Here is a 20,509-nt window from a genome sequence, read left to right as displayed (position 1 = left end):
ATAAGTTCGGAGAAAACTCACAGCTCGAATACCTCGGGTCTTGTCGCCGAGTGCATACCGCACGCACATGATCGGTCCAAAACACATGCGTGCGGTATGCGCTCGGGACCTAGCCGCGGGGTTCGACAGCGGCAGGCTTGGTCGTGGTGGCCGGTTCGGCGGACACTGCCGGGATGTCCTTGCGGGCGGCGCTTGCCCCGGCGCGACGTCCGCCGGCTACTCCCAGGACGACGGCCACGATGAGCGAGGCGACAAGAAGACCGCCAGAGGCGGTGACCACGGATGATGGTCGCGAGGTACCAAGGCCCATGATCCATACGCCAAACGCGGTGGCGGCATAGAGTACCGACAAGTTCCAGGACAACGCCACGGCGGTAAACCCGGGTGACGATCCTGCGATCAGTGTCTGCTGATTGGTGTCGAATGCGCCCGCCGCGAAGAACCAGACCGGTATCAGGATCAGGCTGACCCACAGGGTGTGGCTGGTGAATACGGCCGCGATCGTGATCGCCGCGACGGCAAGCCAAATCGGCAGCACCAGGTACTCATTGCCGCCGCGCGCGCGGACCCGGTCCAGGATGCGTCCTCCGGCAAGTGATCCGAGGAACATGCCGCCGCCGCTGAGAGCGCCGATATAGCCCAGCTGAGCCACGTCGAGGTGGTACCGGGCCGCCAAGACCGCGGAAAGATAGGTGTAGGCGCCAAGATTCGCGGCGTGGAAGCCGAAAGTAATCAGCAGAGTCCATGGCACCGGCCCCGGCCGCCACACCCGGAAGAGGTGTGCCAGCTGGCTGCCTCGAGGTTCAGCGGGTTCGCCATGCCGATGGGCGTGGCGCAACGCGCGCCAGAGCACGGCGGCTGCGGCCGCGGCCACGATGGCCATGACACCGAACGACCATCGCCATCCGAATTGGCTGGCGACCAGTGCGCCCAGCGGTACACCGCACACTTGCCCTACGGCGAAGCCGCCCATACCGGCGCCTATTGCCGTGCTGCGGTAAGTGTCTGGTGCCGTCTGCGCGATCCACGACCAGATCGCCGGGCCCGCCAGCGATACCCCGAGGCCCGCCACCGCACGAGACACCAGGAGTATCCCGAAGCTGGGGGTAAAGGCTGCGGCGAGATTTCCGATCGTAAAGACCAAGGCTCCGGCCACGATCAACGTCCGCGCGCCCAATATGGGGTAGGCCAGGCCCTGGAACGGTCCGGCAATAGCCTGGACCGCTACGTATACGGTGACCAGGGCAGCCGCGGTGCTGGTGGTGACGCCGTACTGCTGTCCCAGCGTCGGCAGGAGCGGAGCCACCAGGTACATTTCGGCGCCAAACACAAAGAGCAGCGCGTAGAGCAGGCCGTAGCGGCGAGCGATTTCGGCCGATACCGAACGTTGCTGCGTCACGGCGGCTTCTGCGCTCACAGTGCCAGTACCGGGTCGTAGTGACGCAGCCAGTCGTCGAAATTGAGGGCGATCTCGGCTTCGACGTTGCTGATCAGAACCCCAGGCGCCGAGACGGGTTCGATGGCCACACGCAACGCCTCCGGGCTGAGTAGCTCGTGCAGCCGGCTGGTTGGGTCGGCAAGGCGTTCACCGAGCTGACGGGCGACTTCTGCGGAATAGGAGGGATCGGGCACCGATGGATACGGTGACTTCCGCCGTTGCGCCACGGCGCGTGGTATCACATCGCTGGTGGCGCCGCGCAGCACGCTCTTCTCGCGTCCGTCGGCCGTTCGAAGTGACCACGCCAGTGGTGCAACGTATTCCACGAGACGGTGATCGCAGAAGGGCACGCGTACCTCCAGTCCTGCCGCCATACTCAGGCGGTCCTTGCGGTCTAGGAGCGTGGGCAAGAATCGGCTGAGGCCCAAATAGGTCAACGAGCGCATGCGTTCCTCCTGCGGTGAGGAACCGGCGGGAGGGAGCTCGTTGATCGCTGTGCGGTACTGGTCGCGCACGTAGTCCTCGAGCCCGAGTTTGGCACGCAGATCGGGCCGGAACAGTTCCGCGATCCGCCCGTGGAGCCGTCCGTGTGCGGGGCTGTCCGACATCCAGGGGAAAGTGTCCGCGTGCACCGCATCGCGGCGATGGAACCACAGGTACCCGCCGAAGACCTCGTCGGCCGACTCGCCGGACAGTGCGACGGTCGAGTGCTCTTTGATGGCGGTGCATAACATGTACAGGCTCATGTCGAGATCCCCAATGCCGAAAGGCAAGTCGCGGGACCGCACGCATTCTGCGCGGACTTGCGGGTCGGCGAGGCCCGCCCCGTCGAGCACGATGCTGGTGTGTTCGGACCCGATGAACTGCGCGGCGTCGATCGCGAACTCCGAGTCGGCATTGGGGGTTACCTCGGAACGGTTGAACGGTGCGGAGAAATCGATGGAGAATGAGCGCACCGATGTCTCGCCCAGCTGCGCGTTCGCCAGAGCCGTGATCGCGGTCGAGTCGAGTCCTCCGGACAGCAGTGTGCACAGTGGCACGTCGGCCACCAGCTGGCGCCCGACGGTGTCGTCGAGGATCTCGCGCACTGCCGCGGCCGCCTCCGCGAGGTCGCCCGTACGGGGAGGAGCGGCGAGAGCTTTCTCAAGGGACCAATAGCGCTGGCGTACCAGGCCGTTGGTGGAGAAGGTCACGACCTCGCCGGGAAGCACCTCTCCGATGTCGGAGTAGGGAGTGCGGCCGGGCACCTTGAGAAGTGGCAGCATGAGCTGGACGATTCCCTCTTCGTCCACCTCGGGGCGGCGGTTGTCCTGCGCCAATATCGCTTTGGGCTCGGATCCGAATGTCAGTGCGGAGCCCAGCTGGCGGAAGTAGAGCGGTTTGACGCCCAGCCGGTCGCGTACCAGAGTCAGGGTGCGGACGTTGGTGTCCCAGATCGCGAACGCATATATGCCGTTGAGTCTTTCGGCTGCGGCAGGCCCCCATTCGGCCCAGGAGCGCAGCACGACTTCGGTATCGCTGGCCGTGTGGAAGTTGTGGCCCCGCCGTCGCAGTTCATCGCGCAGCTCTCGGAAGTTGTACACCTCACCGCTGTAGGTGATCACCAGCCGAGGCCGGTCTTCGGCGACAGGGGAGTAGGTCATCGGCTGCGCGCCACCGGCGAGGTCGATGATGGCCAGACGGCGGTGCCCGAGCCCGGCGATATCGGATCGCCAGGTGCCGGCGCCGTCCGGCCCGCGCAGCGCCATGGTGTCGGTCATCCGGGTCAACACCGCGTCGGCGTCAGGCCCGAGTCCCTGGTAATCGACCCATCCAGTGATCCCGCACATGTGTCTTTCCTTTCCTTGGTGGCCGGCTTCCGCGCGCAGGCACCGTCAACGGACGCGCACCCCGTAGTCGGTAAGCCAGGAATCGAGATTCAGCAGGAAGCTCAATCCTGCGGTGGTGGTGGAGGCAGCACGGGGACTCGGCAGGGTGCCGTTCTCCGCCAGCCACGCCGAGACCTTGTCTCGGTCGATGACGTCGAAGACCCGTGCGTCGGGCGTACTCAATAGCCCTGCCACCCGGTTTTGTACTGCCGCAAGATAGTTCGGATCGGGATTGGGAGGGAATCCGCTCTTGCGCCGTTCGAGGACTTCTTGCGGCAGCAGATCGGCGACCGCACGCCGGAGCAGTCCTTTCTCCTGACCGCCCACGGTCTTGATCTCCCAGGGGACATTCCAGACATACTCGATCAACCGGTGATCGCAGAACGGCACTCGCACCTCGAGTCCGGTTGCCATGCTGATGCGATCCTTGCGATCCAGGAGGGCGCCGATCCATCGGGTCAGCGCGAGATACGAGATTCGGCGCGACACGGCGTCCTCGGTGCTTTCGCCATCGAGCCGGGGAGCGGCGGCCACGGCGGCCTCGTATCGGGCCCGGGCGTAACCGACAGGATCAACCGCTTCCCTGATCTCCTCACGCAGGAGCACAGAAGGACCGGTTTTCCCTGCAAGCCAAGGGAAACCATCGAATTCGCGAGCCTGCGGCGAGGTGAAGTACGGATATCCGCCAAAGATCTCGTCGGCGGATTCCCCGGACAGGGCGACCGTGGAAAAGTTCTTCACCTGGTCGAACAGGAGATACAAGGAGACATCCATCTCGCCCCACCCCGGTAGGTCGCGGGCGCGCAGCACCTTGGCCTCGTGGGTGAGGACGTCCGTGGGTTCGACCAGGACGGTGGTGTGTTGTGTTCCCACGTGTGCGCTGACGGCCGTCGCATAGGGCTGGTCACGAGTCGGATGCCAGGTGGTGCTCTGAAATGACTGCGAAGAGCCCGGGAAATCCACTGAGTAGCTGGCGATTTTGTCGTGCCCCTGGTCCCGGCGCAGGTGCGCGGCGATGGCCGTGATGGCGCTCGAATCGAGGCCGCCGGAGAGCAGAGTGCCTATCGACACGTCGGCAACCAGCTGGCGTTCCACGATATCGGTCAGGAGCTCACGAACCTTTCCAGCCGCGGTATCGGCGTCGTCGTGATGCTCGACGGCGCTGAGGCTCCAGTACGCAGTGCTCCGTAGCCCTTGCCGGTCGAAGGCCACCACATGTCCCGGCTCCACCTGGCTGAGCCCACGGAACACGCCGTTGCCCGGCGTCGGTGCGGTGGCCACCACGAAAAGCTCGGCGATGCCGGTGGTGTCGAGTTCGGCCGGGAACAGCGGATTGGCAAGTATTGCTTTGGGTTCCGATCCGAACAGCAGCCCACCGTCGTAGTGGTGGTAGTACAGCGGTTTGATCCCCAGCCGGTCGCGTACCAGGACCAGTCGCTGCGCCCGGGCATCCCACACCGCGAAGGCGAACATGCCGTTGAGGCGCTCTGCCACGGCAGGTCCCCAGCGCTTGTAGCCCTCCAGCACGACTTCGGTGTCGGAGCGGGTGCGAAATGTGTGACCGGCGCGTATGAGCTCGGCCCGCAGCTCCCGGAAGTTGTACACCTCGCCGCTGTACGTGATGACCACCTGTGTGTCCTCGGGTTCATGTCCGTCAGCCATCGGCTGTGCGCCACCGTCGATATCGATGATCGCCAATCGGCGATGACCCAGGAACGCATGGGCGCACGTCCACGAGCCGCCGGCGTCGGGACCACGCAGTCGCATGGTTTCCGTCATCGCCGTCGTCGTCGGGGATTCGAGGGCCAGGTCGCGTTGCCAGTCCACCCAGCCGGTAATGCCGCACATAGCGGCTCCTCTCGATAGTCGGATCGTGTTGGCTTTCAGGGCTGCACGGCGGTGCTGGCCTGGGCTCCGGTTCGCAGAGTCCACCGGCACCCGCGTGCCGGTTCGCTGGTCAGCTCGTAGGTACTGGCGTATCCCTTGGCAGAGAAGTTCGCCGCGGTGGCCTTGGTGCAGTACTCGCAGGGAGACGCCAATGTGATGGGCACACCCCGTGCGCGCGCCCTTTCGCGGTACTGCCAGATTCCGCATCGCTTGACCGAGATCATCGCCGCGGAAAGATCGGCGGTGACTTCGGTTTCGGAGTCGTAGTTGGCGAGCTGACGGACAAAGCGATCCGCCACGGATTGAGCGCACGTGGAGTCGGTGGTGGTGGTCGCGTACACGTAAGCGTTCGACGTGGCCCAATCCGACATGCGGTCGTGTCCGAAATGCGCCACGAGAAATCGTTCCATCAGGGCTTGGGCCTGGAAGAAGGCTCGTTGCCAATCGGATTCGGCGTCCCCGCTGGGAAGGTTCTCGAAAATCCCCGCCTTGACCCGTATCCACTCATCCAGGAGTTCTGGAGCGTTTTCCTCGACGAAGAAGCGGGTCAGGCCCGATTCAGCCTCGAAGAGCCGCTGGCGCCACAGCTTGCTGCGGTGTGACGGTGCGGGTGTGCTGGTGGTGCTCGGTGTGCTCATGACGCCGCCTCTTCGGGAACGGTGAAGCGCCCGTGCCGGGCACCGGCCTCCACCAGAGACGGCTCATCGGGGTGCGCGGTGGCCAGTGGACGGCCCAATGCCTCCAGGACAGGGGCGAGTTCGGTTACCAGTTCCGCGAATTGGGCGGGCAACAGTGCTTGATCCGCGTCGCACGAGGCCGATTGCGGATCGACATGGACATCCACGATGATGCCGTCGGCGCCGGCCGCTGCTGCTGCCTTTGCCAGGGGAGAGACCAAGTCCACTCGGCCCGCCGCGTGGCTTGGATCCACGATGACGGGTAGATGGCTGAGCTGTTTGACCACAGCTACCGCACTGACATCTAGTGTGAACCTGGTTGAGGGTTCGAAGGTGCGGATACCGCGTTCGCACAGAACAACATTCGGATTGCCTCCGTCCAGCAGATACTCGGCTGCCAATAGCCATTCCTCGATCGTCGCGGACATGCCCCGTTTGAGGAGCACGGGCACCTGAGTGCGCCCCAGAGCCTTGAGTAGTTCGAAGTTCTGCATGTTTCGTGCGCCGACCTGTGCGATGTCGGCGCTTGCCGCTACGGCATCAACGTCGGCGGCGTCGACAACCTCGGTGACTACAGGTAGCCCGGTCTGTGCCCGAGCGATCTCCAGGAGCCGTAGACCTTCCCGCCCCAGGCCTTGGAAACTGAACGGCGAGGTCCGCGGCTTGTAGGCGCCGCCGCGCAAGATGTTGGCTCCGCCGAGGCGGACGGCTTCGGCGGTTTTGCCCACTTGCTGGCAGGATTCGACGGCGCACGGCCCCGCAGCGATGACGAAATTCGTTCCGCCGATGAAGGTTTGGTCGGCAACGGGTACCACCGTGCCTTGAGGGCGGTACCGCCGGTCGGTCCGGCGAAGTTTCCCCGGTGTGGCGATCACCCCGGTGACCCCGTCGAACGCCAGCAGATCGTGCACGCGGTCGGCCTTCGGAGCGGGATGCAACACGATGCTGCCCTGTGCACCGCCGCGCCAAGGGTGAAAGCCGGCATTGTGCAGTGCGTCGGCGATCCGCGCCGCCGATGCTTCGTCAGTGCCTGGCGCAAGCTCGATGATCATGGAGTACCTTTCGTCTCGTCCCGGCGCTGGCCCCGTGTCGTGATGGAGGGCTCCAACGGGTTCTTGATGACGTCCCGCACTCGCTGAACATGACGCGAATCCTGGTGGCGCCGAAGGAGGTTGATGCGATTTCTGGTGATGTCGCCACGGTGTACGAACTCGTAGAGGTCCTGGCGCGAGCCGAAGCTGTCAGCCGTCAGGTCCCATGCCAGTCGGAACAGTCGGGACTTGTCCTCGACGGGAAGGGTCTTGCCGCGCATGTAACGGTCTAGGAACGGCCGCAGCGGAGAGGAAAGATCGGCTTCGGTGGGTTGCATCAGGATTCCCGCCGAACCGATCCGCCGTACGATTTCGGTGCATCGCGGCGCGATCTGCGCGGCCCAGATCGCAGCGGCCGGTGTCGCCCCGGGCGCTAGTAGCCCGCCGTCGGTCGGGTGCGCGGTGGCCTCGCCCGCATCGATGAAATGTTCGAGGATCTCGACATAGCTGGCCAGTTCGCCGAGGTCTTCCTGGATGTTGCGAAATCCTTCCACACCAATCGATTCGGCGAGGACGATGCCCACCGACAGCAGAGACTGCAGCCGCTCGCGAAATCTGACCTGGCCGACGTATTGGCTCCAGGCGTTGATACGCCCGAGCCCTTCCCTGGCGAGTTGTCCGTCCCGCAGCAGCAGCACGCGCTCCCAAGGCACGAACACGTCGTCGAAGAACAGCATGGAGTCTTGTTCGTCGAATCGCTTGCCGAATGGGTGAGCGTGTCCGAAATCCCCATGGCCCAACGGCTCTCGACTGAGAACCGTCAACCCCTCGGTGGCCACCGGGATTCCGAACCAGACGACGAACCGTTCGGCTCCTCTGTTGGCAAAGGAAGCCGATAGATATACAAGGACTTCGTGTGCGTACGGGGCCAACGTGGTGAGCTGCTTGGCGCCGCGCACCACGATCCCGTCCGAGTTCTCCGATACGACGTGCAACGCAAGATCCTCGTCGTCTAGCGGGGTGGCGCTGCGGTCGATCTGTGGATCGCCCAGCGCGTGTGCCAGGACCAGGTCGTTGTCCGCCAGATGCCGGTAGTAGTTCTCGGCATTGACCCCGAATTCCGGTCTGTTCGTCGCCAGCCGATTCCGGAAGTCGTACAGACCCACACCGATGGTCGACATGAAGGCCGGCGACCTACCGTGTAGACCCCAGCTTTCGTGCATCCACACATCGGCGTTCCGACGCTTGGCCCGCAGGTGCTCGATCGTGGTCGGCAACTGGTAGGCGGTCGGAATGCGCCTACCTTGCTCTTCGACGGTGAGCAGGTCGCTCAGTTCCGGTGAATGCTGTAGGTCGAAGAGGCGGCCCAATTCCTGCGCTGCCTCGGCGAACGCAGGATGTTCGGCGACGTTGGCGATCCTCTCCCCGTTGAGCCACACGGCGCGCCCGTCGTCCAGCTCGCTCAGGTAGCGCGTGGACGTCTGTAGGCCACGGGGTGTTGTCCCGGTGACGGGGCTGGTCGGTCCGGCCCGGTGACGGGTTGCTTCGATACTCGCTGTCATGGTTCTCCTCAGATTCGGCGCTCTGGTGTGGATGTGCCCAACGTCCGGTAGCGGCCGTCGTGGTACAGGAGCGGATTTCCCTCACGTCTGCCGGTGGCGGTCACCTGTCCGATGAGCATCGTGTGGTCTCCGCCTTCCACGAGATCGTGTACGCGGCAGTCGAACCAGCTCAGACAGCCGGTGATGGCCACGGCTCCCGACGGCACCGCGGTGGTGGCGATGCCCATGGCTTCGGTGCCACGTGCGCCGGATCCCGGCCGCGACAGGGCGACCGAGATGTCTTCCTGGCCTGCCTCGAGGATGCTGACGGTGAATGTGTCGGCCATCGCGGCCGCGTGAGCGATGGGCGACCGGCTACCCACCCAGACCGAGACGAGCTGCGGTAGCAGGGAGACGGTGGTGAACGACGACACCGTTTTCGCCAGTACCTTGCCGCCGTCGGTCACGGAGACCACCGCGACGCTGCTCGCAAGGCAGCGCGCGGCCAGGCGGAACCCGTCCTCCTGATCGACAGGCACGTTGCCATGGTCTGTACGAAGAAGAATCGGCGCGCTGATGTGTGCCACGCAGATGAGCTTGCGCGACAACGCCTACCGATTGCTTACCGCCGTCTAACGCCGATTTGATCAGGTGGATCGCAACAGTTCGCTCGGGTCTAGGGCGCCCGTAGTCTTGCGCAAAGACCACGGTGCCCGTGTCGACAGAAGGCATCGGCATGAACGAAGGACGGCACACAGTGCGGGTGGGTGTTTCGGTGCTGGGGCCGTTGGCCGTCACCGTGCACGGCCCGAGTGGGCTGGTCACGGTGCCGATCACGGCCGCCAAGCACCGGTCATTGCTGGCGGCACTGGTGACGGCCAAAGGACGGGCCGCCTCATTCGCGGCGATCGCCGAGCACCTCTGGGGGGATGAGCCGCCGCGGAACGCGCGTTCGGCCATCCATGTGCACGTGGCACGGTTGCGCCGCGTGCTGGACACCGCCGCACATGGTGCCGGAGCGGTCATTGTTTCCGCCACTCATGGCTACCGCCTGGACGTGGCCGAAGATGACATCGATATCGGGCAGGTTCGGAAACTTGTCGCCCGCGCAGATTCGGCACGTCTGCAATCGGATGTGCGTCAGGAGAGCGAGCACTTGGCTGCCGCGCTCGCACTGTGGCGTGGTGTGCCGTTTCAGGATGTGGAGTCGGACGCTATCGCCCATGCGGAGGCGATCAGATACGACGAATACCGGACCACGCTGGTGGAGCGGGCGTTCGGAGTGGCTCTGGATCTCGGCGGACACGCCGCCGTGATCGGCGAGTTGCGCGCGGAACATCGTGCGCATCCCTTGCGTGAACGCCTTGCCGAACAGCTGATGCTTGCCTCGTATCGCTGCGGTAGACAGGCCGAGGCCCTCGAGGTGTATCAGGGGCTCGTACGACGGTTGTCCGAAGACCTGGGCATCGATCCCGGTGAGCGGGCACAACAGTTGTTCGCACAGATCCTGGCTCAGGACCCCGCATTGGACCTGATCGCGGTACGCGATCAGAGCGACCCGTCGCACGATGGGGTGGCGGATGCCTATTGCACGCTGCCGCGCTCCCGGGCGCGGCTTTTCGGTCGTGACGACGAGTTCGTAGCCCTGGCTGGCTATCTCGCGGTCGAGCGCCCCGATGTCACGGTGGTGACTGGACCGCCGGGCAGCGGGAAGACCGCGTTGGCCGTGTCTGCGGCGTTGGCGAGTGTGGACAGATATCCCGACGGTCAATGGTTCATACAGGCCCGCGATGGCGGCCCCGGAGCACTGGCGCGCGAACTGCTTGTGCATGCGGGCTTGGGGCCCAACGCAATTCCAGACGAGCAGTCCGCGCGGTGCGCACTGGTGCGGCGTATCTTGGCACGCAAGACGATCTTGCTTGTCATTGACGATGTCACCGCATTGGGTGACGTGGCGTCGTTGCTGCCAGGATCCGGAAATTCGGCGGTGGTCCTTACGAGCAGATCCGCGCTGCCGGAGCTGTCGGCGGAGCACGAGGTAAACCTGGTCAGATTGGGCTCTCTCGCCCCGCAGGCTGCAAGCAAGATACTTGCCGAGGCACTTTCAGATTCTGATTCCACCCCAGGCGCCGGTGAACTTGATGAGATCGCGGAGCTGTGTGGCTACAACCCAGCCTCGTTGCATGCCGTTGCCGCGGGTATCAGAGGTCGCCCGGCCCGGCATCGTGCCGCCGTTGTCGCGGAGCTGCGCGACGGCCGTGTCCCGGGAGTTGGTGAGCTCGAGCTGGGGCGGCTCAGTGAAGCGGCCCGTGAGATTGTGTACGCGATGAGCCTGGTAGCCGGAGGCCACTTTGTACGCGAATCCGTTGCAGCCCTTGTCGGATTCACGGCATCCGAGACCGCGCGGTCGCTCGACGAACTCACGCATTCTCACATGATCACCGAATTCGAAGACGGCACGATGGCGTTGTCACGCGGAATCGCCACACAATTGGCGGCTCGCCCGCTGGCGGCCGGATACGAGCGGGCGCTGGACCGGCTCGCCGGTTGGTATCTGGAGGGTCCCGATTACCCCTCGCGTTCCTTCAGCTTGCGCCACAGGCTCACGATGCTGGCACTGGTACATCCGGGGTCGGGGTTGAACGCGCGGCGGCGTCTCGCGTTGTCGGCCTTCGCGCTCAGCAAGTTCGATATAGCGGGTGGAGACCCTGACCTGCATGCCGTTGCTGCGCACGGGGCATCGGCGGCGCGCGAGCTTGGCGACCATATTCAATTCACTCGGTTCGCCGATGTGACGCGGCGGTTGCGTGGTGGCGCTCCCACGGCGGGGGCACTGTGGTTACCGAATCAAGACTCGGCGGCCGCACGCGCGGACGCCGATCGTGAGGCGCTCGAGGGCCACTTGCAGCGTGCTCTTCACCTGGCAGAGGAGGTGGAGAACTCCGACCGCATTGCGAATTTATATGCGTACCAATCAGACAACCTGGCTCGCATCGGGCATGCACTCGTGGGTTTGAACCGGCTGAATGAGGCATCCGTGGTCCACCACCGCGCGTTGCGGGTCGCCAAGGAAAACCACAATCCCTATGCCCTGGCCATGGCGCATCTCAACTTGTCCACGGTGTTGCTTTTGGAGGAGGAGTTCGTCACCTCACGGCAGCACGCGGCCACGGCGGTGGGGATGTTCCACGAACTCGACGAACCGGCTGGAGAGGCGCGCGCATCGGTTGCGCTGGGCGATGTGCTACGCGCGACGCGGCTCCTGGAAGAGTCGGAGGCGCAGCACAAGCACGCCTTGGACATCGCGGAAGATCTGTCGGATGTGCGGATCGAGGTAGAAGCCATGATCGGGCTCGCCCTGACCTACCGCTATCTGAACGACCCGAAACGCGCGTTGGCACATGGCGCCGAATCCACACAACGTGCGTCGCAAGCCGGACTGCGGGTGTTGGAGGGGCGTGCGCTGGGCGTGCACGCGGTCAATCACCTCTTCGCAGGCAGTCCCCGCCGCTCGCGTGCGCTCATCCGCGCCGCGGTGGAAATACATGACGACACCGGGCAAGAGCTCGAAAGACAGTGCGCACTGCGGTGGATGTCGATCGCCGAGTCGGGGGCGCACGGGCAGTAAGCGAGAGGTAAGCGATGCCCGTGAGACTGGGCGCTGTGCAGGATGCCCGGAGCTATGTGTCGCGACGTCGCAGGCCTAGCCGTGTGACTGCAGCAGTCGCGGTGCTGTGGGTGGGTTTGTCGGCATGTGCGCCAGTGGAAGACCGGGTATCCGAAGGCCCGCCGCGTTACGGGGGCAGTCTCACGATCGGCATCGGAGCGGCGATTGATTGCTTTGACCCGCAGGTAAGCCCCTCCGATGAGACGCCCGCGATCATGCGCAACGTATACGACTCGCTGGTCAGGGCCGAGCCGGATGGCTCGTTCACACCCTGGTTGGCGTCATCGTGGTCGATTTCGCCGGACGGGACGACATACACATTCCGGCTTCGGTCCGGTGTCCGGTTCCACGACGGGACTCCGTTCGACGCGCAGGCGGTCAAACAGAACTTCGACAGGATCGTCGCGTCGCAGACGGCATCACAGTATGCGCGCACCCTGATTGGCCCGTACCGCTTCACCGACGTGATCGGTCCGGACGTGGCGGTGGTACATCTCACCGAGCCGTATAGCCCCTTTTTGCAGGCGGTTTCGACGGCCAACCTGGGATTTCACTCACCTGCTTCTTTCGCGGGACGGGACAGTTTGTGCGCGGGTGGACCGCAACAGGTCGGGACAGGGCCGTTTGTCTTCGCGGGAAGGGCTACCGCCGAGGGCTTTCGGCTGGCACGCAATCCCGCGTACGACTGGGCGCCGGCAGGGAAGCGCCGCGGGCCCGCCTATCTGGATTCGGTGGAGTACCGGGTACTTCCTGAAAGTTCGGTTCGACTGGGGTCTTTGATAAGTACCGACGTCGACGTCATTGACCAGGTGGCGACGACCGATATCGACACCCTGGAGACCATTCGCGGGGTGGCAGTGCACCGAGCGGAACCCACCGGGGTTCCATACACATACTTCTTCAACACCACGCGTGCGCCGTTCACCGATGTCCGGGCACGCACGGCCGTTGAGCAAGCTGTCGACCTGAACACCCTGACTAACAGTGTCTTTCAGGGCAAGTATCGGCCCGCGCAGTCGCCTCTCAACGCGGCCACGGCGCGCGGCGCGAATGGTCTGCGCACGCGTTCCTACGACCCGGACGGTGCCGGGCGGATTCTCGACCAGCTGGGCTATGCCGGGCGTGACGGTGAGGGCTACCGCACCAAGAACGGTGATCGGTTGAGCCTTTCACTCATCTACGACCCCACCTATCAACGACCGGAGCGGGTTGTTTTCGATACCGCGCTGCAAGATGCGCTCCGGAAGCTGGGCGTGCACCTGGAATTGATCGCGATTGGTAACGGCAGCTATATCCAGGTGCGTAATGCCGGCGAGTACGACCTTGTCGGATTCGGTTGGAGCGGTGACGATCCGGATATTCTGCGTACCATCTACGGATCCGGTCAGCAGTTCACGGACGGTGGCGCCAACGGTGCACGGGTGCGGGATCCCGCACTCGACGCGCTTCTGCGCGACGGGCTGCGCACCATCGATCCGGTCGAGCGCGCGCAGATCTATGCGCGTGCCCAGGACAGGATCAGCGAAGCGGCATATGGAATGCCGGCTTACGCAGTGCCCGTCGTGACCGCATACCGCACGCGTGTGCGAGGACTGGGCTACTGGTCCGACAGCGTCTTGCCGGTCCTGTACGACACATGGATACAGAGCTGATGAGCATCGCGAGTAGCGCGCCGCCATGGGTGCGTGAGACGGCCGAACGTCTTGCGGGGATAGCCGTCGTCGTATGGGGAGCGGCGACATTGTCCTTCGCGGCACTGCAACTGATGCCGGGCGATACCGTCGATGCCTTGTTGGGCCCGAATGTCGCGGCCACTCCAGAACTCAGGCAGGAGATCGTCGGTGCACTGCAGTTGGATCGCCCGTTGGGTGAGCGCTACCTCTCATTCCTTGGGCGCCTCGCGGTCGGTGACTTCGGGCAAAGCTATCGCCTTGGCCGTCCTGTCTCTGATGTCTTGGCAGAGAGTCTCTGGCCTACAGTGCAACTGGCCGTCGCCGCGCTCGTATTCACCACGTTTCTCGCCCTGGCGTTGGCCCTGTCGTGGGCACTCGGGGGACGGGGCACGCGCGGAGTCATTGCGTTGGCCGAGTTGATAGGAAGCTCGCTGCCCAGCTATTGGCTGGGAATCGTCGCGATCGGTCTGTTCTCGTTCCGATTGCGATGGCTGCCCGCCGCAGGCAGCGGAACAGTTGACGCGGTGATCCTGCCCGCTATCGCGCTGGCGTTGCCGATCGGCTGTGTGATGGCACGGGTCGTGCAGGACTCGTTCGCGCGGTCGGCCGCCGCACCGTTCACGCTTACCGTGCGGGCGCGCGGTGTTTCCCGGCTCGGGGTGACGCTACGTCATCATCTGCGACACGCCGCGGCCTCGGTGCTCACCCTGGGCGGCTGGACATTGGCGAGTTTCCTCGGCGGCGCCGTGATCATCGAAGTCGTCTTCGCACGTTCGGGTTTCGGGCGCACACTGGTAGACGCGGTGTCAACGAGAGACATGCCCGTCGTCACGTCGATCACTGTCCTGTGCGCGCTGTTGTTCGGGGCGCTCAACTGGGCGATCGACCTCGTCAACCGGCGCATCGATCCGAGGCTGCGCTGATGGCGGGCAAGGTGTTGGCCCTCGTGAGCCCTCGAGTGCGCGCCGTACCCAATCTGCCTCGGGTGTCGCTGCTGACGGCGGCTGTGATCCTCTTGTTTGTTCTTCTGGCCGCGGCTTTCCCGTGGTTGTTCGCGCCCGCAGACCCCACCGCCACGGACTACACATTGGTGCTGCAGCCGCCCGGGCGCGAACATCCCTTCGGCACCGACCAGCTCGGGCGCGACGTCTACACCCGTGTCGTGCACGGGACTCGCGCCTCGATCGTGATCGGATTCGGCTCGACGGTGCTGGGGCTGGCGGTCGGAGCGGTCATCGGACTGATCGCTGCATTCGGATGGCGTGGAGTCGATTTCGCCGTCATGAGGATTGTCGATATCGGCCTTGCCTTTCCATCGGTGTTGTTGTCGCTACTGGTCCTGGCGGTGCTGGGACCGGGCGCGCTCAATGTGCTGACGGCGATCGCTATCAGTTCGGTTCCCGGGTATGCACGGTTGATCCGTGCGGAAGCACAACGGGTCCGGGCCTCGAACTACGTGCGCAGCGCCATCGGATTAGGAGTCCGCCCGGTGCGGATTCTGCGAACACACATCCTGCCCAACGCCTTCGGGCCCGCGCTGGTGTTGGCTACGGTCAGTGCCGGGACGAATATCATCGTTGCCGCTGGTTTGAGTTTCCTGGGTTTCGGTGCGGCAGCGCCCGCGCCGGAATGGGGTCAGATTCTCGCCGACGGGCGCTCCGTCCTGGCTGGGTCCTGGTGGATGTCGATGTTTCCGGGGGTGGCCATCACCCTGGTGGTCATCGCTATCACCGTGCTGGGCAGCGCCGTCGAACGAAAGAGTGCCGGACGATGAGTGTGCCACTGTTGACCGTAGAAGACCTGACGGTGAGGTATGGGCGCGAGGCGGCAGTGTCGGGTGTCGATTTGTCGATCAGCCGCCGTGAATGCCTAGCGGTCATAGGAAGTTCCGGTACCGGGAAGAGCACAGTCGTGAAGGCGGTCACCGGGCTGCTCGACAGTGCCGCAGCGGTAGATGCGACACGGTTGGAGATCGACGGCACCGACGTGCGTGGATTCACCGAACGGCAGTGGAACCGATTGCGAGGAGGCAAGGTAGGGCTGGTCTTACAAGATGCCTTGGTCTCACTGGACCCCCTGCGCACCATCGCACATGAGCTGACCGAAGCCATCGGGCTGAACCGCTCTGTTTCGTCGTCGGAACGGCGAGAGCAGGCCGTCGCCTTGCTGTCGCGGGTAGGGGCTGAACACCTCGCCGGACGACTCGACGCGTACTCCCATCAGCTCTCGGGAGGTGAGCGGCAACGCGTTCTCATTGCATCGGCACTTGCCGCGGACCCGGCGCTGCTGGTGGTGGACGAGCCGGTGACCGCGTTGGACGCGATCACACGTGCGGGTATCCGGGACTTGTTGGCGCAATTGCGAGATGAGGGCCTGGGCATTCTGCTGGTCAGTCACGACCTGGATCTTGTGGCAGGCCTTGCGGACCGGGTCCTGGTGCTCGACAAGGGGGTGCCGGTGGAGACGGGGACCCCGCAGACGGTGCTCAGCGAGCCACGGCATCCCGTGTCCAGCAGGCTGGTAAGTGCGGTCGCATCACTGCGTGCACCCGCCCAAGCGGTTGTCGACGGCAACCCACTCCTGATCTTGCGGGACGTCGGCAAGCGATACCGCGATGGCGCGCTGGGTGTGGATTCGGTGTCGTTGACGGTCCATTCGGGCGAGGCCGTAGGTCTGGTGGGTGGGTCGGGCTCGGGAAAATCGACAACCGCGACTCTGGCCCTGGCGTTCACCGAGCCCGACAGTGGTGTCGTCGAGATATGCGGGGAGCGCTGGAGTGGCGTGCCCGAACGCCGGCGTCGACCTCTGCGGCATCGCATCCAGCTGATCGACCAGGACACGACCGAGGCTTTCGACCCACGGTTCCGGGTACGGAAGATTCTGGCGGAAGCGCTGTACATCAAGGGGATTCGTGATACCCAGGAACAGGCCGGACGAATCGTCGCACTGCTCGTCAAGGTTGGGTTGAGCCCTGCTCTGGCCGACCGCCGTACGCGAACCCTCAGCGGCGGCCAGCGTCAACGTGTCGCTATCGCTCGAGCATTGGCAATGGAACCCGATGTGCTGGTGTGCGATGAAGTGGTTTCGGCCCTCGATCCGGTGAGTCAAGTCGGAATCCTCGAGGTACTGGACGGGCTGCGGCGCAGCGGCGCGGGCCTACTGTTCGTCTCGCATGACGTCGAGGTGGTGCGTTCACTGTGCTCGCGTCTGGCGGTGATGGAGAACGGCCGGGTGGTGGAGGAAGGCCCTACGGAAGAGATCTGGGCATTTCCGGAACACCGGTACACCCGTGAACTGCTAGCGGCGGCGTGGGGCGATCGATTGGTCAACAGCAAACAAACAGGACAGGAGATGTCGCTGACATGAGTGAGATCATCGGTGGGATTCTGTCGGCGCCTCCGCCGGGAGAAAATGAATTCGACAGGCGTACAGCGCATTTCCTCGCTGACCCGCGCGCCCGTGATGTCGATCCGGAGCATATCCATCGGCAGGCGGGCTTTGACGAAGAGGCTGGGTACGACCGGTCGCTCATTCACATCTACAGTGCGTGGGGAGACCCATGGCTTATCGCGGCCCATGCCGCGACGGCGACATCGCGCACGGGACTGACGGTCGCCCACCGGCCCGGAGTGGTCGCCCCCACGGCGGCGGCGCGTTCCTTCGCCACCTTGGACAACCTGAGCGGCGGGCGGGCGGCAGTTCATATCGTCGTCGGTTCCAGTGATGTGGACGTCCGTCGCGACGGCGACTTCTTGAGCAAGACGCAGCGGTATGACCGCGCCCGCGAGTATCTGGAGCTTTTTGCACAGACACTGACCGCAACGGAACCGTTTGACTACCAGGGAAAGTGGTACCAGGTAGAGGATGCCTGGGCCGGATTTCGCCCGGTGCAGCAGCCTGTCCCACCGATCTCGATCGGCGGGTCATCTCAAGAGGCGAAGGTACTGGCCGCTCGATTTGGCTATGCTTACGCGGGTACCTTCCCGTCGTTGGACGCCGCAGGTGCCATCAAGTCGGAGGTGGATGCGTTGGCGGCCGGGTACGGCCGCCAACTGCACTATTGGAAGCAGTTCTTTGTCATCGTGGGGGACACAGATCACGAGGCCCGCGATGCTGCCCGGGCATTCCGTGCGCGCGGTGCCGAACTGCTCTCCCGGCGTTCGGATGAGGTCTTGGGATCGTCCGCGCAATTGGCGCGCAACCGTGAGCGCGATCTGCGCCACGTCGTCGACACGCGTGACGCGGCGCTTCGACATCTCGATGCCACCTTCGACGGCTTGATCGTGGGGTCGGTGGAGAGGATCGCGGAGCACATAGAGGGGTACCGTCGCGCCGGGATCGACATCGCTCAGGTGGTCGCTCTTACCGAGACGGAGGAGGACCGCAAATTGCGGTCACGGCTGCTCGCCGAACTGCGCCGTTAGCAGTCTGAGGCATTCATTGTCGGCTTACGCGTGCTCGTACCGGCATCAATTTGAATTTGCCTTCCGGGTTCCGATCGCAGATTTGGTCAGATCGACATATCCGTGTTGCTGATAGCTGGATTCTGGATATGACTCTGTCAAGTTGCTAGATACGGTCACCTGTGTAGTTGCCATGTCTGGACAAATGCCGCATATCAGATCTGACGGAGGATAACTATAACCATTAGCTAAGAAGCTATAGATGATCCTTTTCGAGTTTATCGGACCGAGGAAGGTAGTCCTCGGCGGGGATGAGGAGCGGAAAGGTCATGTTCTTGATTGGTCGAATTAGGTTGCGTATTATCCGAAGCGGAATGGCTATCGCTGTGGGCGTGGCACTCAGTGCGGCGGCACTATCGGCGCCGCGCGCCTCGCACGCCGCGCTGGACGACGAATTGACGTTGGTCGATGGCAAGGGGCGGACGCTCAGGATTCAGCAGTGGGACACCTTCCTCAATGGTGTGTTTCCGTTGGACCGCAACCGGCTCACCCGCGAGTGGTTCCATTCGGGTCGTGCGGCATACGAGGTGGTCGGTGCGGGCGCCGATGCTTTCGAGGGAACGCTGGAGCTGGGCTATCAGGTGGGATACCCGTGGTCATTGGGCGTGGGTTTGAACTTCAATTACACGACACCGAATACCTCGATTCTCTACGGTATTCCGAATGCCTTCGGCGGAGGTGTCGAGGACTCGTACCTCCAGACCACCAACCTGCTGCCGAGTGCTGGTATCAACGTGGATCTGGGCAACGGCCCGGGTATTCAGGAGGTGGCCACCTTTTCGGTGGCGATCGCGGGGCCCAAGGGCGCGGTTGCGGTGAGTAACGCGCATGGCACCGTGACCGGCGCGGCCGGAGGCGTCCTGCTGCGTCCCTACGCCCGGTTGATTAGTTCCGCCGGTGACAGCGTCACGACCTACGGTGAAACCTGGGACATGAAGTAGGCAGAGGCTTCGGTGCCGACGGCGGCGCGGCTCGCCGGCCATGCCGATGGCTGTTAGGCTGCGTCCAAAGGCATTTGAGTGGCGCTGAGAGGTTCGATGGGTTGGGACCCGCACTCCAAGGAGTCATATGACGGTGCTTATCGCGGCCAGTTCCCCGGCGGAAAACCCGGCCAGGCGCCTCCATGGCATCTCGACGACGCGCAGCCCCGCATCAAAGAACTAGCGGCTCTCGGCGTACTGCGCGGCGACATTGCGGACATCGGGTGCGGTTTGGGAAGCAGTGCCATCTACCTCGGGTGCCGCGGGTACTCGGTGACGGGCCTGGACGCTTCGCCGGCCGCAATTCAGCAGGCAGCTCAGCGGGCGGAGGCGGCCGGGGCCGACGTCACGTTCGCCGTGGCCGATGCGACCGAATTGGCCGAATACGAAGGTGCTTTCGACACGGTGCTGGAGACCGGCCTCATGCACTCACTCGACGCTGCTGCGCGTCGTGACTATGCCCGTGCGGTCTATCGTGCGGCACGCAGCGGTGCGCGCTGGTTCATCTACTGCTTCTCCACCCATACGGTCAACGGAGTGCCCTCCAACCTGGGTGTGGACCAGGACGAGATTCGTGAACTGCTGGCCGAGGCCGGCTGGACCATCGAGTACTTCGGGTCCGGCACTTACGAGTTCGACTTCGACACGTACGCCCCGATAGCCATGTGGGCCGGGCAGCCTGACGAGACAGATTTCCCCGATTCCGTTCGGAGACTGCGCGCGATATTGCCGCTGATTCCCGATGGTGAGCCGGTTTACGTGCCGGCGTGGGTCATCTATGCCCGGCGCCCGTAGCGCTGCTCAGCGCCGAGTGCATACCGCATGCACACGATCGGCCCGAAACGTGTGCGTGCGGTATGCACTCGGGGGATTACTTCGCGGCGCGCTTGCAGGCCACCGTGATGTAGGCGATTTGGTGGTCGACGTCATGGCTCCAGGTGACGCCCCCGCGGGTTCCGGCCCCATCGCCGACACCGCCGCCGGCCTTGGTCTGGGTGGTGGTGTCCGCCCACACCGCCGGGCCTATCCGGGTGCCGACAACCGATCCGGCGTCCAAGGCGCAGTTACCAATTCGCTCGTACTGAACCTTATAGCCCTGTGACTGGAGCTCGGCCCCGAGCTCGCTGGGAGTTTGGGGTGATTTGGGGCCCGCCGCTGCGGGCGCTGCGCACAGCAACGCTGCCGAAGTCCACGCCGCAGCCGACAGACCGAGAGTAGATTTGAACATGCCACACCTTCCTCGGAGTGGTTCTGAAGGTGCTGGCGGCGGGAGACTTTGGCGAG

The 20,509-nt window shown here is 64.2% G+C and carries 16 protein-coding genes; 8 read left to right on the top strand and 8 right to left on the bottom strand.

Features of this window, described 5'->3' with window-relative positions:
* Positions 1–109: 109 nt before the first annotated feature.
* The 7 genes from MYCSP_RS16280 to MYCSP_RS16250 are packed head-to-tail and all read right to left on the bottom strand — an operon-like array spanning position 110 to position 8,981.
* On the bottom strand, positions 110–1,399 hold the full coding sequence (locus MYCSP_RS16280) for an MFS transporter (RefSeq protein ID WP_157886198.1): 1,290 nt from the start codon (positions 1,397–1,399) through the stop codon (positions 110–112).
* Between the two features lie 14 nt (positions 1,400–1,413).
* Entirely contained in the window at positions 1,414–3,267 is a 1,854-nt protein-coding gene (gene asnB / locus MYCSP_RS16275; RefSeq protein ID WP_088414373.1) for an asparagine synthase (glutamine-hydrolyzing), read from the bottom strand.
* 45 nt (positions 3,268–3,312) lie between these two features.
* Positions 3,313–5,154 carry an asparagine synthase (glutamine-hydrolyzing) gene (asnB, locus tag MYCSP_RS16270; RefSeq protein WP_088414371.1) on the bottom strand — a complete coding sequence of 614 codons (1,842 nt, stop codon included), beginning with the start codon at positions 5,152–5,154 and terminating at the stop codon, positions 3,313–3,315.
* Between the two features lie 35 nt (positions 5,155–5,189).
* Complete coding sequence (locus MYCSP_RS16265; protein WP_070909684.1) at positions 5,190–5,831, bottom strand: hypothetical protein; 642 nt, start codon at positions 5,829–5,831, stop codon at positions 5,190–5,192.
* Positions 5,828–6,922 (bottom strand): 3-deoxy-7-phosphoheptulonate synthase, encoded by a 1,095-nt coding sequence (gene aroF / locus MYCSP_RS16260; RefSeq protein ID WP_088414369.1) that lies wholly within the window; start codon positions 6,920–6,922, stop codon positions 5,828–5,830. The genes MYCSP_RS16265 and aroF overlap by 4 nt, the downstream gene beginning before the upstream one ends.
* Positions 6,919–8,463: a 4-hydroxyphenylacetate 3-hydroxylase family protein gene (locus MYCSP_RS16255; protein WP_088414367.1), complete on the bottom strand. Its 1,545-nt coding sequence runs from the start codon at positions 8,461–8,463 to the stop codon at positions 6,919–6,921. Before MYCSP_RS16255 ends, aroF begins: the two co-directional genes overlap by 4 nt.
* An 8-nt stretch (positions 8,464–8,471) precedes the next feature.
* Positions 8,472–8,981 (bottom strand): flavin reductase family protein, encoded by a 510-nt coding sequence (locus MYCSP_RS16250; RefSeq protein ID WP_157886197.1) that lies wholly within the window; start codon positions 8,979–8,981, stop codon positions 8,472–8,474.
* 176 nt (positions 8,982–9,157) lie between these two features.
* Here MYCSP_RS16250 and MYCSP_RS16245 point away from each other — a divergent pair, with 176 nt between their 5' ends.
* From MYCSP_RS16245 to MYCSP_RS16210, 8 genes are all read left to right on the top strand, one after another.
* Entirely contained in the window at positions 9,158–12,070 is a 2,913-nt protein-coding gene (locus MYCSP_RS16245; RefSeq protein ID WP_157886196.1) for an AfsR/SARP family transcriptional regulator, read from the top strand.
* 83 nt (positions 12,071–12,153) lie between these two features.
* The gene (locus tag MYCSP_RS16240; protein WP_157886195.1) at positions 12,154–13,761 is read left to right on the top strand and encodes an ABC transporter substrate-binding protein; all 1,608 of its coding nucleotides are present in this window, start codon (positions 12,154–12,156) and stop codon (positions 13,759–13,761) included.
* Complete coding sequence (locus tag MYCSP_RS16235; RefSeq protein WP_157886194.1) at positions 13,761–14,705, top strand: ABC transporter permease; 945 nt, start codon at positions 13,761–13,763, stop codon at positions 14,703–14,705. The genes MYCSP_RS16240 and MYCSP_RS16235 overlap by 1 nt, the downstream gene beginning before the upstream one ends.
* 23 nt (positions 14,706–14,728) lie before the next feature.
* The gene (locus MYCSP_RS16230) at positions 14,729–15,556 is read left to right on the top strand and encodes an ABC transporter permease (protein WP_235629491.1); all 828 of its coding nucleotides are present in this window, start codon (positions 14,729–14,731) and stop codon (positions 15,554–15,556) included.
* A complete protein-coding gene (locus MYCSP_RS16225) occupies positions 15,553–17,148 on the top strand; it encodes an ABC transporter ATP-binding protein (RefSeq protein ID WP_088414355.1) in 1,596 nt (531 codons plus the stop codon). Before MYCSP_RS16230 ends, MYCSP_RS16225 begins: the two co-directional genes overlap by 4 nt.
* Positions 17,145–18,206, top strand: a complete 1,062-nt coding sequence (locus MYCSP_RS16220) for an LLM class flavin-dependent oxidoreductase (protein WP_088414353.1) — start codon at positions 17,145–17,147, stop codon at positions 18,204–18,206. Before MYCSP_RS16225 ends, MYCSP_RS16220 begins: the two co-directional genes overlap by 4 nt.
* A gap of 353 nt (positions 18,207–18,559) precedes the next feature.
* Positions 18,560–19,186, top strand: a complete 627-nt coding sequence (locus MYCSP_RS16215) for an MspA family porin (RefSeq protein ID WP_235629490.1) — start codon at positions 18,560–18,562, stop codon at positions 19,184–19,186.
* Between the two features lie 96 nt (positions 19,187–19,282).
* On the top strand, positions 19,283–20,020 hold the full coding sequence (locus MYCSP_RS16210) for a class I SAM-dependent methyltransferase (RefSeq protein WP_088414351.1): 738 nt from the start codon (positions 19,283–19,285) through the stop codon (positions 20,018–20,020).
* Positions 20,021–20,096: 76 nt separating this feature from the next.
* On the opposite strand, the gene MYCSP_RS16205 is transcribed toward MYCSP_RS16210, so the two are convergent.
* The gene (locus MYCSP_RS16205; protein WP_088414349.1) at positions 20,097–20,453 is read right to left on the bottom strand and encodes a hypothetical protein; all 357 of its coding nucleotides are present in this window, start codon (positions 20,451–20,453) and stop codon (positions 20,097–20,099) included.
* Between the last annotated feature and the right edge of the window lie 56 nt (positions 20,454–20,509).

Source organism: Mycobacteroides saopaulense (assembly GCF_001456355.1).
Lineage (GTDB): Bacteria > Actinomycetota > Actinomycetes > Mycobacteriales > Mycobacteriaceae > Mycobacterium > Mycobacterium saopaulense.
Note: the sequence above shows the minus strand (reverse complement) of the source record. Positions and strands in the feature narration are given on the sequence as shown.